At 64.4% G+C, this 14,516-nt stretch carries 14 protein-coding genes; 10 read left to right on the plus strand and 4 right to left on the minus strand.

What is annotated here, in order from left to right; all coding sequences use genetic code 11:
• Nucleotides 1–47: 47 nt before the first annotated feature.
• The 3 genes from ABCV34_RS02995 (at nucleotide 48) to ABCV34_RS03005 (ending at nucleotide 3,405) form a co-directional block, all read left to right on the plus strand.
• The gene (locus tag ABCV34_RS02995; protein WP_345798682.1) at nucleotides 48–1,046 is read left to right on the plus strand and encodes an LD-carboxypeptidase; all 999 of its coding nucleotides are present in this window, start codon (nucleotides 48–50) and stop codon (nucleotides 1,044–1,046) included.
• Nucleotides 1,047–1,141: 95 nt separating this feature from the next.
• Nucleotides 1,142–2,743, plus strand: coding sequence for an ABC-F family ATPase (locus tag ABCV34_RS03000; RefSeq protein ID WP_345797773.1), 1,602 nt, complete (start codon nucleotides 1,142–1,144; stop codon nucleotides 2,741–2,743).
• Nucleotides 2,744–2,814: 71 nt separating this feature from the next.
• Entirely contained in the window at nucleotides 2,815–3,405 is a 591-nt protein-coding gene (locus ABCV34_RS03005) for a YigZ family protein (RefSeq protein ID WP_345797774.1), read from the plus strand.
• Here the strand turns inward: ABCV34_RS03005 and trxA are convergent.
• The gene (trxA, locus tag ABCV34_RS03010) at nucleotides 3,388–3,768 is read right to left on the minus strand and encodes a thioredoxin (protein WP_345797775.1); all 381 of its coding nucleotides are present in this window, start codon (nucleotides 3,766–3,768) and stop codon (nucleotides 3,388–3,390) included. The genes ABCV34_RS03005 and trxA overlap by 18 nt on opposite strands.
• 136 nt (nucleotides 3,769–3,904) lie before the next feature.
• On the minus strand, nucleotides 3,905–5,197 hold the full coding sequence (locus ABCV34_RS03015) for an NCS2 family permease (protein ID WP_345797776.1): 1,293 nt from the start codon (nucleotides 5,195–5,197) through the stop codon (nucleotides 3,905–3,907).
• Between the two features lie 108 nt (nucleotides 5,198–5,305).
• Here ABCV34_RS03015 and tsaD point away from each other — a divergent pair, with 108 nt between their 5' ends.
• Nucleotides 5,306–6,349, plus strand: coding sequence for a tRNA (adenosine(37)-N6)-threonylcarbamoyltransferase complex transferase subunit TsaD (gene tsaD / locus ABCV34_RS03020; RefSeq protein ID WP_345798683.1), 1,044 nt, complete (start codon nucleotides 5,306–5,308; stop codon nucleotides 6,347–6,349).
• Here tsaD and plsY read toward each other — a convergent pair whose 3' ends face one another.
• Nucleotides 6,350–6,991, minus strand: a complete 642-nt coding sequence (gene plsY / locus ABCV34_RS03025) for a glycerol-3-phosphate 1-O-acyltransferase PlsY (protein WP_345797777.1) — start codon at nucleotides 6,989–6,991, stop codon at nucleotides 6,350–6,352.
• 137 nt (nucleotides 6,992–7,128) lie between these two features.
• Here plsY and surE point away from each other — a divergent pair, with 137 nt between their 5' ends.
• From surE to ABCV34_RS03055, 6 genes are read left to right on the plus strand one after another with little or no spacing between them, the layout of a single operon-like run.
• A complete protein-coding gene (gene surE / locus ABCV34_RS03030) occupies nucleotides 7,129–7,875 on the plus strand; it encodes a 5'/3'-nucleotidase SurE (protein WP_345797778.1) in 747 nt (248 codons plus the stop codon).
• On the plus strand, nucleotides 7,872–8,693 hold the full coding sequence (locus tag ABCV34_RS03035) for a protein-L-isoaspartate(D-aspartate) O-methyltransferase (protein WP_345797779.1): 822 nt from the start codon (nucleotides 7,872–7,874) through the stop codon (nucleotides 8,691–8,693). Before surE ends, ABCV34_RS03035 begins: the two co-directional genes overlap by 4 nt.
• A 13-nt stretch (nucleotides 8,694–8,706) precedes the next feature.
• Nucleotides 8,707–9,558: a peptidoglycan DD-metalloendopeptidase family protein gene (locus ABCV34_RS03040; RefSeq protein ID WP_345797780.1), complete on the plus strand. Its 852-nt coding sequence runs from the start codon at nucleotides 8,707–8,709 to the stop codon at nucleotides 9,556–9,558.
• On the plus strand, nucleotides 9,555–10,337 hold the full coding sequence (locus tag ABCV34_RS03045; RefSeq protein WP_345797781.1) for a 3'-5' exonuclease: 783 nt from the start codon (nucleotides 9,555–9,557) through the stop codon (nucleotides 10,335–10,337). Before ABCV34_RS03040 ends, ABCV34_RS03045 begins: the two co-directional genes overlap by 4 nt.
• On the plus strand, nucleotides 10,327–11,652 hold the full coding sequence (gene rlmD / locus ABCV34_RS03050; RefSeq protein WP_345797782.1) for a 23S rRNA (uracil(1939)-C(5))-methyltransferase RlmD: 1,326 nt from the start codon (nucleotides 10,327–10,329) through the stop codon (nucleotides 11,650–11,652). Before ABCV34_RS03045 ends, rlmD begins: the two co-directional genes overlap by 11 nt.
• Nucleotides 11,653–11,677: 25 nt before the next feature.
• Nucleotides 11,678–13,018 carry a mechanosensitive ion channel domain-containing protein gene (locus ABCV34_RS03055; RefSeq protein WP_345797783.1) on the plus strand — a complete coding sequence of 447 codons (1,341 nt, stop codon included), beginning with the start codon at nucleotides 11,678–11,680 and terminating at the stop codon, nucleotides 13,016–13,018.
• On the opposite strand, the gene argH is transcribed toward ABCV34_RS03055, so the two are convergent.
• The gene (gene argH, locus ABCV34_RS03060; protein WP_345797784.1) at nucleotides 13,015–14,433 is read right to left on the minus strand and encodes an argininosuccinate lyase; all 1,419 of its coding nucleotides are present in this window, start codon (nucleotides 14,431–14,433) and stop codon (nucleotides 13,015–13,017) included. The genes ABCV34_RS03055 and argH overlap by 4 nt on opposite strands.
• Nucleotides 14,434–14,516: the final 83 nt, after the last annotated feature.

The raw sequence follows: 14,516 nt of genomic DNA on the forward strand, positions 1-14,516 counted from the left end.
GTGCCGCCCCTTCGCCCCAGGCTTATATTCATCAGGATTCACTGCACATGAAGAAAAACCAATCCACAGCCGTTGCGGCTTCCTCCGGAAAGAACGCGGAGCATACCCACTGGGTTTGCCAGGATGACGACGGTCACGTGCATCAGCACGAAGCCCCTTCGGGTATCTACCTGATCTCGCCCTCGGGCGCCGTGCCGGATCCGGCGGCACTCGATTTGTCGGTCGAGCGACTGAAGGCGATGGGCTATCGGGTCACCGTCGATCGCACAGCCCGAGCCGTGCACGAGCGGTTTGCCGGCACCGACAAGCAGCGTCTGGCGAGCATCCAGCGTGCCTTGAAGCAGAAGCATCCTGTGGTCATGGCGACGCGCGGCGGCTATGGCCTGAGCCGCCTGCTGCCTTTCATCGACTGGCAGGCCGTCGCCGACAGCGGCAAGACCTTCATCGGCCAGAGCGATTTCACCGCATTCAACCTGGCCCTGCTGGCGCGTACGGGCGCCGTCAGTCTTGCAGGCCCCACGGCTCTCTACGATTTTGGCGGCAAGAAAGTCGATGACCTGACCCAGGCGCTGTTCCAGGAAACCCTGTCGGGCGAGCTGGAGATCCTCAGCTTCGAATCCGCCGATGCGGATTCCGTGGATGCGCGCGGCGTTCTGTGGGGTGGCAATCTGGCCATGGTGGCGTCGCTGGTCGGCACACCGTACCTGCCTGATATCCAAGGCGGTATCTTGTTCCTGGAGGACATCGCGGAACATCCCTTCCGCGTCGAACGCATGCTGACCCAGCTGTGGCATGCCGGCGTGCTGGAAAAGCAGCATGCGATCGTTCTGGGGCATTTCACCGATTACCGGCTGGCGCCGCACGACAACGGCTACGATCTGGCCTCGGTGGTACGCTGGCTGCGCGCAACGGTGAAGGTTCCCGTCATCACGGGTCTGCCGTACGGTCACGTCCGCGTGAAGGCGACGCTGCCGGTCGGGGCTCAGGTGGGCATCGCGACCGAGGACGGCATGGCGCATCTGGTGCTGCAGGAACATTCGCACTGACGTTTTGGTTGATCCGGGCGCTGTGGTCTGGCCTGTTTCCACACCTGTTAAACTAACGGGTTGTTTTGACATCATTTTTTCCAAATCCAGCCACCGTGATCTCCACCAATAATCTCACCATCCAGTTCGGCAGCAAACCCCTGTTCGAGAACGTCAGCGTCAAATTCGGCGATGGCAACCGCTATGGCCTGATCGGCGCCAACGGATCGGGCAAATCCACCCTGATGAAGATCATCGGTGGGGACCTGGAAGCTTCATCAGGCAATGTGGCGCTCGATCCGGGCGTACGCCTGGGCAAGTTGCGCCAGGACCAGTTTGCGTTCGAAGACCAGCGGGTGCTGGATGTTGTCATGATGGGGCACGTGGAAATGTGGCAGGCCATGACCGATCGCGATGCCATCTACGCCGATCTGGAGGCCACGGAAGACGATTACATGCGCGCGGCCGAACTGGAAGGCAAATTCGCCGAATACGGCGGATATACTGCCGAAGCTCGCGCCGGCGAATTGCTGCTGGGGCTGGAAATCCCGGTCGAGCAGCATCAGCTGGCCATGCGCGAGATCGCTCCAGGTTGGAAATTGCGCGTCCTGCTGGCGCAGGCCCTGTTCTCCAACCCCGACGTGCTGCTGCTGGACGAGCCGACCAACAATCTGGACATCAATACGATCCGCTGGCTGGAAACCGTGCTTAACGGCTACGACAGCACCATGATCATCATCAGCCACGACCGCCACTTCCTGAACCAGGTCTGCACCCATATGGCGGACCTGGATTACGGCGAACTGCGCGTGTATCCGGGCAACTACGATGACTACATGCTGGCCTCCACCCAGGCGCGCGAGCGCCAGGTGGCTGCCAACGCCCGGGCCAAGGAACGCGTCAGCGAGTTGCAGGACTTCGTGCGCCGCTTTGCCGCCAACAAATCGAAATCCCGCCAGGCCACCTCGCGCCTGAAGCAGATCGACCGCATCAAATCCGAAACCGTCCAGGTCAAGCCCTCGTCGCGCCAGAACCCCTACATCCGCTTCGAGGTCAACAAGGTCCTGCACCGTCAGGCGGCTCACATCGAGGACCTGTCCAAAGCCTACGACCGGCCGATCATCCAGGGGCTTTCCACCATGATCGAGGCTGGCCAGAAGGTCGCCATCATCGGCGCCAACGGGGTGGGGAAGACCACGCTGCTGCGCCTGCTGGCCGGCAATCTGTCGCCCGATGACGGGCACGTGCGCTGGTCGGAAAACGCCGACATCGGCTACATGGCGCAGGACGTCTCGGATCAGTTCGATTCGGATCGCGACCTCTTCGACTGGATGACCGACTATCGCCAACCGGGCGACGAGGACCAATCGATCCGCTCGGTGCTGGGGCGTCTGCTGTTTTCCGGCGACGAGATCACCAAGGCGGTGCGGGTGCTGTCGGGCGGCGAAAAGAACCGCATGAGCTTCGGGCGCCTGATGCTGGGCCGGCACAACGTCATGCTGATGGATGAGCCGACCAACCACCTGGACATGGAATCCATCGAATCCTTGCAGTACGCGCTGGAACAATACCAGGGCACCCTGGTGTTCGTGTCGCACGATCGCCAGTTCGTCTCGGGCGTGGCCACCCGGGTCATCGAAATCCTGCCGGATGGCCGCTTGAACGACTACCCGGGCACCTACGAGGAATATCTGGCCTCGCAGGGCATCGAAGCCTGATTCCCGGAGCCGGTGATGCTGCGATCAGGCTCCGGTGGCTGCGGGACGAGGTCCCGCCGGGTCGGCCTGTCGTGCCTCAGGCGCTGACAGGCCCGGCCCGCCACGAAGCGGATATTCGCAAGAGCCGCTTCGTGGCCCTGGCCGCGCCCATCGATTCGGCGCAGGCGGCGCAGGCATTTCTGGACACGCATCGGGATCCGCAGGCAACGCACAACTGTTGGGCCTGGCGGCTGGGTGATCAGTACCGCTTCAATGATGACGGCGAGCCCGGCGGCACCGCGGGCCGGCCGATCCTGCAGGCCATTGAGTCACAGGATTGCGACCGCGTGGCCGTCCTGGTGATCCGCTGGTTCGGTGGCATCAAGCTAGGCACTGGCGGCCTTGCGCGCGCCTATGGCGGCACGGCCGCCGAGTGCCTGCGAGTGGCTGACAAGATTGTCCTGCGCGAGGAATACCGGGTGTGCTGTTCTTGTCCGTATTCGGACATCGACCGTGTCCAGGCCCGCCTGCTGGCGGCAGGCGCCCGGATCGAGTCTTCACGATTCGACACGGATGGGGTGGTGTGGGACTTGCGGGTGGTGAAGGAAGACGAGGCCGCCCTCCGTGCGCTGCACGCCGATCAGACACGGGGGCGGGGGGATTGGTCAGTGCGTCGTGGATGACGATTTTTCCTGTTCCGCGATCTGGGCATGGACCTGGGCCATGTCCACCGACTTTACCTGGGTGACAAGTTCTTCCAGCTGCGAGGCCGCCAGCGCGCCTGCCTGCTGAAACAGCAGCACGTTTTCCCGGAACACCATCAGGGTCGGGATGGAGCGGATGCGCAGCGCCGCCGCCAGTTCCTGCTGTTCTTCGGTATTGATTTTGGCGAAGGTGACGTCAGGGTGCTTTTCGGCAGCAGCTTCGAAGGTCGGTGCAAATTGGCGGCACGGGCCGCACCAGGGCGCCCACAGGTCGATGATCAGCGGCTTTTCGGCCTTGGTGGCTTCCTGGAAGGTTTCCTGGGTGAGTTCGATGATGCTCATGGGGACTCCGGTCGATTGATGGGCGAATGGCGGTCATCCGTCCTGATGGGCAACAGATGGGGTCAGTTTACCTTGCTTGCAAGTACCACAATTCGATCGACATGGAAGGGTCCGCAGGGACCCTTCCTGTCCTATCTCATCCCGGGAACAGAGCGTATTTGACGACGAACAGGATGGCGACCAGCAGCGTGGCCGGGTGGATGTCGCGGAAGCGGCCGGACAGGGACTTGATCACCACGTAGCTGATGAAGCCGAAGGCCAGGCCGTTGGCGATCGAATAGGTCAGGGGCATGGCCACGGCGGTGATGGCTGCCGGGACGGATTCTGTGATGTCATCCCATTTCACGTCGACCAGTTCGCGCAGCATCAGGCAGGCGACGTACAGTAGGGCGGGCGCCGTGGCATAGGCGGGCACGATGCCGGCCAGCGGCGACAGGAACAGTGCCAGCAGGAACAATACGGCGATGACCAGCGCGGTCAGGCCCGTACGGCCGCCGGCCTGTACGCCCGAGGCGCTTTCGATGTAGGCGGTGGTGCTGCTGGTACCCAGGAAAGAACCGGCGACGATGGCGCAGCTGTCGGACAGCAGGGCGCGGCCCAGGCGGCCTGGATCGTTGGGCTTGACCAGGCCTGCGCGGGTAGCGATCCCGATCATGGTGCCGGTGGCGTCGAAGACCTCGACCAGCACGAACACGAGGATGATGTGGAAGAACCCGGTGTTGAGCACACCGGCGATGTCCAGTTTGAAGAAGGTGGGTTCGAGACTGGGGGGCGCCGAAAAGATGCCCTGATACTGGGTTTGCCCGGTCACGATGGACAGGAAGGTGATGGCCAGGATGCCGATCAGGATGGCCCCCCGCACCTGCAGCGCCCCCAGAGCCGCAATGATGAAGAAGCCCAGGATGGCAAACAGTGTCGTGATGTGGGTCAGATTGCCCAGGCCGACCATGGTGGCCGGATTGGCTACGACGATGCCGGCTGTTTTCAGGGCGATGATGCCCAGGAACAGGCCGATCCCGGCGGCGATGGCCGCCCGCAGAGACGATGGAATCCCCGCCACCAGCCATTCCCGCGCGCCCGTGACGGTCAGGATGACGAAGATCACTCCGGAAATGAAGACGGCCCCCAGCGCCTGCTGCCAGGTGTAGCCCATCTGCGCGACCACGGTGAAGGCGAAAAAGGCATTCAGACCCATGCCGGGTGCCATGCCGATCGGCCAGTTGGCCACCAACGCCATGATGAGCGACCCCAGGGCCGCCGCCAGGCAGGTTGCGACGAAGACCGAGCCTTTGTCCATGCCGGTGCCTGACAGGATGTCGGGGTTCACGAAGACGATGTAGGACATCGTCAGGAAGGTGGTAATGCCGGCCAGTAATTCCGTGCGGGCATTGGTGTTGTGTTCCGTGAGCTTGAAAAGCCGTTCGAGCATGGTTTCGTCCCCAGAGGTGGAAGCCGTTGTTTTTGATTGCATGTTATGTAACGTGAGTATTCTAAGGCCCCCAAAACCCTTTTGTGAACAGCGTTACACTGTATGGCTATGCTGATCATCGGATTTGAAAGCTCCTGCGACGAGACCGGGGTCGCCGTTGCCTGCACCGAACGCGGCTTGCTGGCGCACGCGCTGCATAGTCAGATTGCGATGCATCGCGACTACGGTGGTGTGGTGCCTGAACTGGCGTCGCGCGACCACATCCGGCGTATCGTGCCGCTGACGCGGCAGGTGCTCGACGAGGCCGGCGTGCGGCCGCAGGACCTGGACGCGGTGGCGTATACCGCCGGGCCTGGCCTGGCTGGCGCCCTGCTGGTGGGCGCGGGCTTTGCCCGGGCCTTCGCCTGGGCGCGGGACCTGCCGGCCATTCCCATCCATCACCTGGAAGGCCATCTGCTGTCGCCGCTCCTGGCCGACGAGGTCCCGTCCTTTCCCTTTGTTGCCCTGCTGGTGTCGGGGGGGCATACACAGCTGATGCGGGTCGACGGCGTGGGCCGGTACACCCTGCTTGGCGAGACCCTGGATGATGCTGCGGGCGAGGCCTTCGACAAGAGCGCGAAGCTCCTGGGGCTGGGTTACCCGGGAGGGCCTGAATTATCTCGTCTGGCCCAGCAGGGGAATCCTCAGGCCTGCGCCTTGCCGCGCCCCATGTTGCATAGCGGGGATCTGGATTTCAGTTTCAGCGGTCTGAAGACGGCCGTGCTGACCCGCATGCGCGCCCTGCAGGCGGAAGGGCGGGAATCCGACCTGGCTGCCCGGGCGGATCTGGCGGCCTCGACAGAGGCGGCCATCGTCGACGTGCTGGCGGCGAAATCCTTGCGCGCTCTGCGTCAAACGGGACTGAAAACCCTGGTCGTGGCGGGGGGCGTCGGGGCCAACAGCCACTTGCGCCAGCAGCTTCGGGCGGCCATGCCGGGCCTGGGCGGGCGCGTGTATTTTCCGCCGCTGCATCTGTGCACCGACAACGGCGCGATGATCGCCTGGGCGGCTGTACAGCGGGTGCGGGCGGGCCTGGTGGACTTGCCAGCGCTGCACGATGCCGCGTTTTCCGTACGGCCGCGCTGGGATCTGCGGGACGTCTGCGTCGCCTGATTACTTCTTTTTCGATCCGATCCGGCTTTCCTTGCCAGCCAGCAGGCGCGCGATGTTTTCGTGGTGGCGCGACAACAACAGAACGCTGATGGCCACGATAACCGACGTCGTCAGCCCATCGGTGGGCCAGGCGACGTCGCCGCCCAAAATATAGTAGAACGGCGCGAACACGGCGGCGAGGATGGCGGCCAATGATGAATACCGGGTGACGACGGCCACGATCAGCCATGTCAGCGCGGTGGCCAGTGCCAGCCACGGCTGCAGTGCCAGCAGCACGCCTAGTGCGGTGGCCACGCCTTTGCCGCCTCGAAAATGCAGAAACAGGGGATACAGGTGGCCCAGGAACGCCCCCAGACCCGCCAGCGGCAGGGCGGCATCCGGCAGGATGCCCTGGTTGATCCCCCAGGCGGCCAGTACGACTGCCAGCCAGCCCTTGGCGGCGTCGCCCAGCAGCGTCAGCAGGGCGGCCAGTTTGTTGCCGCCGCGCAGTACGTTGGTTGCACCGGGGTTGCCGGAGCCGAAGCTGCGCGGGTCGCGCAGCCCCATGATCCGGCTGACGACCACGGCGAACGAGACCGAACCGATCAGGTAGCCGACCAGCAGGCTGAGGACGACGCCCCCGGGAAGAAACAGTTGAGACATGGCGTGTGAAATGATTTGAGATCGCCGAAAGCGGGAATGGCGGCCATTCTAAAGCCGTCGTGCCGTGCCGTCACTATTTTGGGGGATATCCCCGAGTACAATTCGCACCATCCGGTTTCAGACAAGTAGGGAAGGGCATGCGCATTCTGGTCACCAATGACGACGGCTATAACGCGGCGGGCATCGAGGCGCTGGTGGCGGTCCTGCGCCCGTTGGGCGATCTGACTGTCGTCGCGCCCGAGACCAACTGCAGCGGCGCATCGAATTCCTTGACGCTGCGCCGGCCGCTGTCGGTGCGCCAGGCGGCCAACGGTTTTTATTTCGTCAATGGCACGCCGTCGGATTGCGTGCACGTCGCCCTCACGGGCCTGCTGGATTTCCGCCCTGACCTGCTGGTGTCCGGGATCAACAATGGCGCCAATCTGGGCGAGGACACCCTCTACTCGGGAACCGTCGCTGCCGCATCCGAGGGTTATCTGTTCGGGGTGCCGTCTTTGGCCTTTTCCCTGGTGCAGCGCGAATGGCAGCATCTGGACACCGCGACTCAGGTGGCCCGCGAACTGGTCGAGCGGTTCCGCGATCATCCCTGGCAGTCTCCTCTGCTTCTCAACGTGAACATTCCACCGGTTCCCTACCGCGATCTGAAAGGCTTCCGGGCGACACGCCTGGGGCGCCGGCACCCCTCCGAGCCCGTCATCCGTAGTACGACTCCTTACGGGGAATCGGTGTACTGGATCGGTCCGGTCGGCAGGGCGCTGGACGGCGGGGCAGACACCGATTTCGGCGCAATCGAGGCGCAAGCCGTCTCCATGACGCCGCTGCGCCTGGATCTGACCGATCACGCTCAAACCCAGACGGTTGCCCGCTGGATGGAAGCTCGATGAGCAAGTCCCGCCATCCCCTGGACAAGACTCCGCGGATTTCGCGCAGCCCTGTGCGCGGTTCCGGGCTTGGTCCTGGCTTTTCGGTGGCCAACAGCAACACGCGCATTCTGGGGCCGCGCGCCTTCGGCGCCCCTGCGTCGCCTTTGCCCCAGGCAGGCCAGATGCCGACCAATCTGGGGTTGAATTCCGACCGCCTGCGCACTCAGATGGTCCGGCGCCTGCGGGAGCAGGGGATCGTCGATGACCGGGTTCTGGCGGCGATGCAGGCGGTCTCGCGACACGAATTCGTGGACCAGGGACTTGCCAGCCGCGCCTATGAAGACGCTGCGTTGCCGATCGGCTATGGGCAGACGATTTCCCAGCCTTGGGTAGTCGCCTATATGGTGTCGGTGATGTGCGAAGGCCGGGCGCCCGAACGGGTGCTGGAGATCGGTGCGGGCTGCGGCTATCAGGCTGCGGTGCTGGCTCAGTTCGTGCCCGAGGTCTATGCCGTTGAGCGGATCCGCGGCCTCTACGACCAGGCGCGGCTCAACCTGTCGCAGGGACGCGCCCGGGGGCGCGTGCGCCTGTCTTTCGGCGACGGCATGCAGGGCCTGGAACATCGTGCGCCCTTCGACGGCATTGTCGTGGCGGCCGCGGGCGTTAAAATCCCTGAAGTCTTGCTGCATCAGCTGGCTATCGGGGCGCGTCTGATCGCCCCCGAAGGCGCGACGCACCAAAGACTCATCCTCTTCGAGCGGACTGGTCCGTCATCCTGGCACCGGGTCGAACTCGAAGATGTCCGATTCGTACCGCTGCGTCCTGGCACGCAGACTTAAGTAGGAGAACCATATGCTCGATGGGACGCTGGTGACAGATGCTCCGTTCACCCAACCGCCAAGCACCGGGCGCATTCTGCTCTGGGCTGTCCTCTTGTCGGCCGCCGTCCTGTCGGGCTGTGCTTCGCGCTCGCAACGTGCGCCAGTGTCCGATCAGTCGAGTGCGTCGGCTGCAGCCAGCGCGGGCAGTCAGGCCGCTCGTGGCACCTATGTGGTGCGCGCGGGAGACACGCTCTACAAGATCGCCCAGGCTCACGGGATGGAAGTCTCGCGGCTGGCGCAGCTGAACAACATCAGCAATCCAACCCAGCTGTCGATCGGTCAGGTTCTGAGGCTGGATTCCGGCACGCAGCAGCCCGCGAATCATTCGACAGCGGTGGCAACACCGGTGCCGACCAAGCCGGCGGGTAATGGCGCCTCCTCCTCGTCAGGCGCTTCTGGCGGCACAGCCGAAGCCGCGGCCCCCGTCGAAGCATCGGCATCCCGCGCCAGCGACGCCACCCTCATTTCCTGGGGCTGGCCCGCCGATGGCAAGATCATCCAGGGCTTCAACGCCAACACCAAGGGCATCGACATCGAAGGCCCGGTCGGCACGCCGATCATGGCCGCCGCCGGCGGCAAGGTCATGTATGCGGGCAACGGGGTGCGTGGCTTGGGCAACCTGATCCTGTTGGGCCACAGCAACGGGTTCATCACCGCCTATGCGCACAATCAAACCTTGCTCGTGAAGACCGGGGAAACCGTGAAAAAGGGCGCCAAGATCGCCACCATGGGCCAGACCGACTCGACCTCGCCGCGGTTGCATTTCGAAGTCCGCCGCCGGGGCACGCCGGTCAATCCCTTGTCCTATTTGCCGTCCCGATGATCCCGACCCTGGTCTTCGACCTGGAAACGATTCCGGACGCCGCAGGCTTGCGGCGCCTGAATCCGCAGTGGGCCGATCTGCCTGATGCCGAACTGATCGAAGCCGCCCTGGCGGCTCGCCGCGAAACGCACGGCAACGATTTCCTGCCGCTGCACCTGCAGCAGGTGGCGGTGATCGGGTGCGCGTTTCGTGACGACCAGGGGTTTCGCGTACGCACCATCGGCCAGGCCGACGACACGGAAGCCACCTTGCTGTCGGGGTTCTTCAAGACCATTGGGCATTACACGCCCACGCTGGTCAGCTGGAACGGTTCGGGGTTCGACCTGCCCGTGCTGCACTACCGCAGCCTGATCCACGGGGTTGCGGCGCCGCGCTATTGGGATACCGGCGAAGACGATCGCGACTTCCGCTTCAACAACTACCTGAATCGCTACCACACCCGCCATGTCGATCTGATGGATGTGCTGGCGAAATTCAACGGTCGTGCCAACGCGCCGCTGGATCAGCTGGCAAAGCTTTGCGGCTTTCCCGGAAAGCTCGACATGGACGGCGGCCAGGTCTGGCAGGCCTGGCATGCCGGGGACCGCGATCACGTGCGCAATTACTGCGAGACCGACGTGGTCAACACGTGGCTGGTGTACTGCCGTTATCGCCTGATCAAGGGCGACCTGGACGCCGCTTCATATGCCGCCGAACTGGATCTGGTGCGCAACACCCTGACGGCGCTCGATGCGCCGCACTGGAAAGAATTCCTTTCCGCCTGGAATCATGCCTGCTGAACCCATTCTGTACCCCCTGGAAATCGAATCGCTGGATCTGGAAGGGCAGGGTATCGCCCACCATGACGGCAAGGTGGTTTTCGTCGAGGGGGCCTTGCCCGGTGAACGGGTCATCGCCCGCGTCACGCGGCGTAAGCCTTCCTTCGACAAGGCCCGCGTCGAACAGGTCCTGAGACCCTCGTCCCAGCGAACCCAGCCGCCTTGTCCGCATTTCGGCGTGTGCGGCGGTTGCGCCATGCAGCATCTGGAACCGGCCGCCCAGGTGGCGACCAAGCAGCGCGCCCTGGAAGACGCCCTGGCCCATATCGGCAAGGTCAGACCGCTTCAGATCTTGCCGGCTCTGCAGGGGCCGACCTGGGGCTATCGCCATCGGGCCCGTCTGTCGGTGCGGCTCGTCCCGAAAAAGGGCGGGGTCCTGGTGGGATTCCGTGAACGGGCCAGCAGCTATGTCGCCGACATCCGGGAATGCCGGGTGTTGCCCCCGCACGTGTCCGCCTTGTTGATGCCGCTGCGCAGCCTGATCGCCGGCCTGTCGCACCCCGACCGCATGCCGCAGATCGAGGTGGCCGTGGGCGACCAGGCAACCGTGCTCTGCTTGCGCCACCTCGAGCCGCTGTCTTCAGCCGATATCGAGCGGCTGCGTGAATTTGGCGAAGCCCACCGCATCGTCTGGTGGCTGCAGCCCAAGGGCCCGGAAACCGCGCATCCGCTTGATCCGGCCCAGGCGGACGCCCTGGCCTATGCGTTGCCGGCCTACGGCCTGCGCATGCACTACCGGCCCGCCGATTTCACCCAGGTCAATCCCTACATCAACCAGACGCTGATTGCACGCGCCCTAAGCCTGCTGGGCGTGCAACCGCAGGACCGGGTGGCCGACCTATTCTGCGGCCTGGGCAATTTCAGCCTGCCGCTGGCGACCCAGGCCCGCGAGGTCGTCGGCATCGAAGGCAGCGCAACCCTGGTCGCCCGGGCGCGTGAAGACGCGGCCCGTCAGGGGCTGGGCGAACGAACGACGTTCACCGAGCTGAACCTGTTCGAAGTCGATGTCGCGTGGCTTCGTGGCCTGGGGCATTTCGACCGCATGCTGATCGACCCACCGCGCGAAGGCGCGCTGGCCCTGGCCCAGGCGCTGGCCGCCCTGGCACCGGAAGAACGCCCGCGCCGGATCGTGTACGTGTCCTGTAATCCCGCCACCCTGGCGCGCGATGCCGGGATGCTGTGCCATGTGGGCGGATGGACGCTGAAGGCCGTGGGCGCAGTCAATATGTTCCCGCACACGGCGCACGTGGAATCGATCGCGGTTTTTGAACCCTAAAGAAAGTGCCCGGATCGAGCACGCCATGACGCCCACGCTGAACACCGCAAGGACTCCATTGGAAATCTGGCTGGATGCCTGGGTCCTGCCCTGGGTACCCCAGGGTGCCTGGGCCCAGGCCCTGGTGGGTGTGCTGGTGCTGGCGGGTGTGGTGTGGCTGGCGGGCCTGCTGGCTTCGCGCGGACTGGCGCTGGCCCTGGGGCGCGCCTTGCGGGTCCTGGGGCGGGACGACTGGAGCCAGGCGGTGGCGCGCCGCAGCGTCTATCGCCACCTGGGCCACGCCGTGTCCCTGTTGCTGATCGCCGCCAACATCCGGCTGCTCTCCATCGGCAGCACGCTCGAATCCTCTCTGGGGCGGCTGATCCAGGCGGTCGCCCTGATCTATGTGTTTCTGGCCTTGACCCGGCTGCTGAGCGCCTGGCAGGACGTCAACATGCTGCGGGTGCAGCAGGGCCGGGGACGCCCCATCAAGGGGTATCTTGAAATCGCGCAGCTGGCCGTCTGGGCGCTGTGCCTGGTGCTGGTGGTGTCCGTCTTGCTGGATCAGTCGCCCCTGCTGATGATTTCCGGTCTGGGCGCCTTGTCCGCCGTGCTGCTGCTGGTATTCAAGGATACGCTGCTCTCGCTGGTAGCCAGCACGCAGATGAACACCAACGACATGCTGCGTATCGGCGACTGGATCGAGATGCCCCAGGCGGGCGCCGATGGTTTCGTGATCGATATGGCCCTGCACACCGTCAAGGTGCAGAACTGGGACAAGACCGTCACCACGATCCCCACCTACAAGCTCTTCTCCGAGAGTTACCGCAACTGGCGTCAGATGTTCGAATCGGGTGGGCGGCGCATCAAGCGCACGTTGCGCATCGATGCGGAATCGGTCCGGTTCCTGGACGATACCGAAATCCTGGCGCTGCGCCGCTACCGTTTGCTGGGCGACTATCTGGCGGCCAAGCAATCGGCCCTGGAGGATGCCAACCAGGCCCTCCAGGAGGCCGCCGAGATTCCGGCCAACCGGCGCCGCTTGACCAACTTGGGTACTTTCCGGGCCTATGCACTGGCCTATCTGCAGCAGAATCCGGACATCCGCCAGGACATGACCATGATCGTGCGCATGCTCGAGCCGGACAGCCAGGGAATCCCCGTGGAGGTCTATTGCTTTTCGCGCCTGACGGCCTGGGCCGATTACGAACGGGTCCAGGGCGACTTGTTCGACCATCTGCTGGCCATCCTGCCGGAGCTGTCGCTGCGGGTGTATCAGGCGCCTTCGGGGCATGTATTCGCGCGCCTGGCCGGCGCCGCTGGCGGACCGCGCGGCGCGCCTGCGGCGCCGCCGGAAAACGGCGGCGGGGGAATGCCGGGGGACTAGGCCCGCCCGTCTGCGTCCAGGATCCGCTGTGCCTCGATGCGGACCCGTTCGGGGGCCGTGCCGCCGATATGCTTGCGGGCGGCCACCGAGCCTTCCAGCGTCAGCACCTGGTACACATCGTCATCGATCGACGCGTGGAAGCCGCGCAGCTCGTCGAGCGACAGATCCGTCAGATCGCAGCCGCGCTGTTCACACGAGCGCACCGCCAGCGCCACGGTTTCGTGGGCATCGCGAAACGGCACGCCGCGCTTGACCAGATAGTCGGCCAGATCCGTCGCTGTGGCATAACCCTGCAGTGCGGCCGCCCGCATGGCGTCGGGTTTGACGCGGATCCCGCCGATCATGTCCACGAAAATGGTGAGCGTGTCGCGGATGGTGTCGGCGGTGTCGAACAGGCCTTCCTTGTCTTCCTGGTTGTCCTTGTTGTAGGCCAGCGGCTGGCCCTTCATCAACGTCAGCAGGGCAACCAGATGGCCGTGCACACGGCCGGTCTTGCCGCGCGCCAGTTCGGGCACGTCCGGGTTTTTCTTCTGCGGCATGATGGAACTGCCGGTGCAGAAGCGGTCGGCCAGGTCGATGAAACCCACGCGCGGGCTCATCCACAGAACCAGTTCTTCGGACAAACGCGAAATGTGCGTCATGATCAGCGCGGCTGCGGCGCAGAATTCGATGGCGAAATCCCGGTCGGAGACAGCGTCCAGGGAATTGCGGCAGACCTCGTCGAAACCCAGTGTGTGGGCAACGCGTTCACGGTCGATGGGATAGCTGGTTCCCGCCAACGCGGCGGCGCCAAGCGGCAGGCGGTTGGTACGGCGGCGGCAGTCGGCCAGACGCTCGGCGTCGCGGCCGAACATTTCGGCGTAAGCCAGCAGGTGGTGGCCGAAGGTGACGGGTTGGGCCACCTGCAGGTGGGTGAACCCCGGCAGGATGGTGTCGGCGTGTGCCAGGGCCAGTGTGGCCAGGCGGCTGCGCAACTGGCCCAGCAGTTCGGTCGCCAGATCGATTTCGTGACGCAGCCACAGGCGGATGTCGGTGGCCACCTGGTCGTTGCGCGAACGGCCGGTGTGCAGGCGTTTGCCCGCGTCGCCGATCAGTTCCACGAGGCGCTTTTCGATGTTCAGATGGACGTCTTCCAGGTCCAGCGACCAGGTGAACTGGCCGTCGCGGATTTCCTGGAGGATCTGCGCCATGCCGCGCTGAATGTCGGCCAGATCGGTGGTGCCGATGACGCCGACGGCCGCCAGCATGTCGGCGTGCGCCAGGGAACCCTGGATGTCGAAGGTGGCCAGGCGCTGGTCGAAGCCGACGGATGCCGTGTAGCGCTTGACCAGTTCGGAGACCGGTTCAGAGAAGCGGGCCGACCAGGCCTGGGATTTGTTGTCGAACTGATTATGTGTGGACGGAGTATCGGACATGATGTCTGGATTATAGAGTGAGGCGTGACCTGCGCTATATTAAAGGCTTTTCAGCGGAACCCCGAGATCATGGCGCAACCCGA

It is taken from the genome of Castellaniella sp. MT123 (assembly GCF_039614765.1).
In the GTDB taxonomy this organism is placed as follows: Bacteria; Pseudomonadota; Gammaproteobacteria; order Burkholderiales; family Burkholderiaceae_B; genus Castellaniella.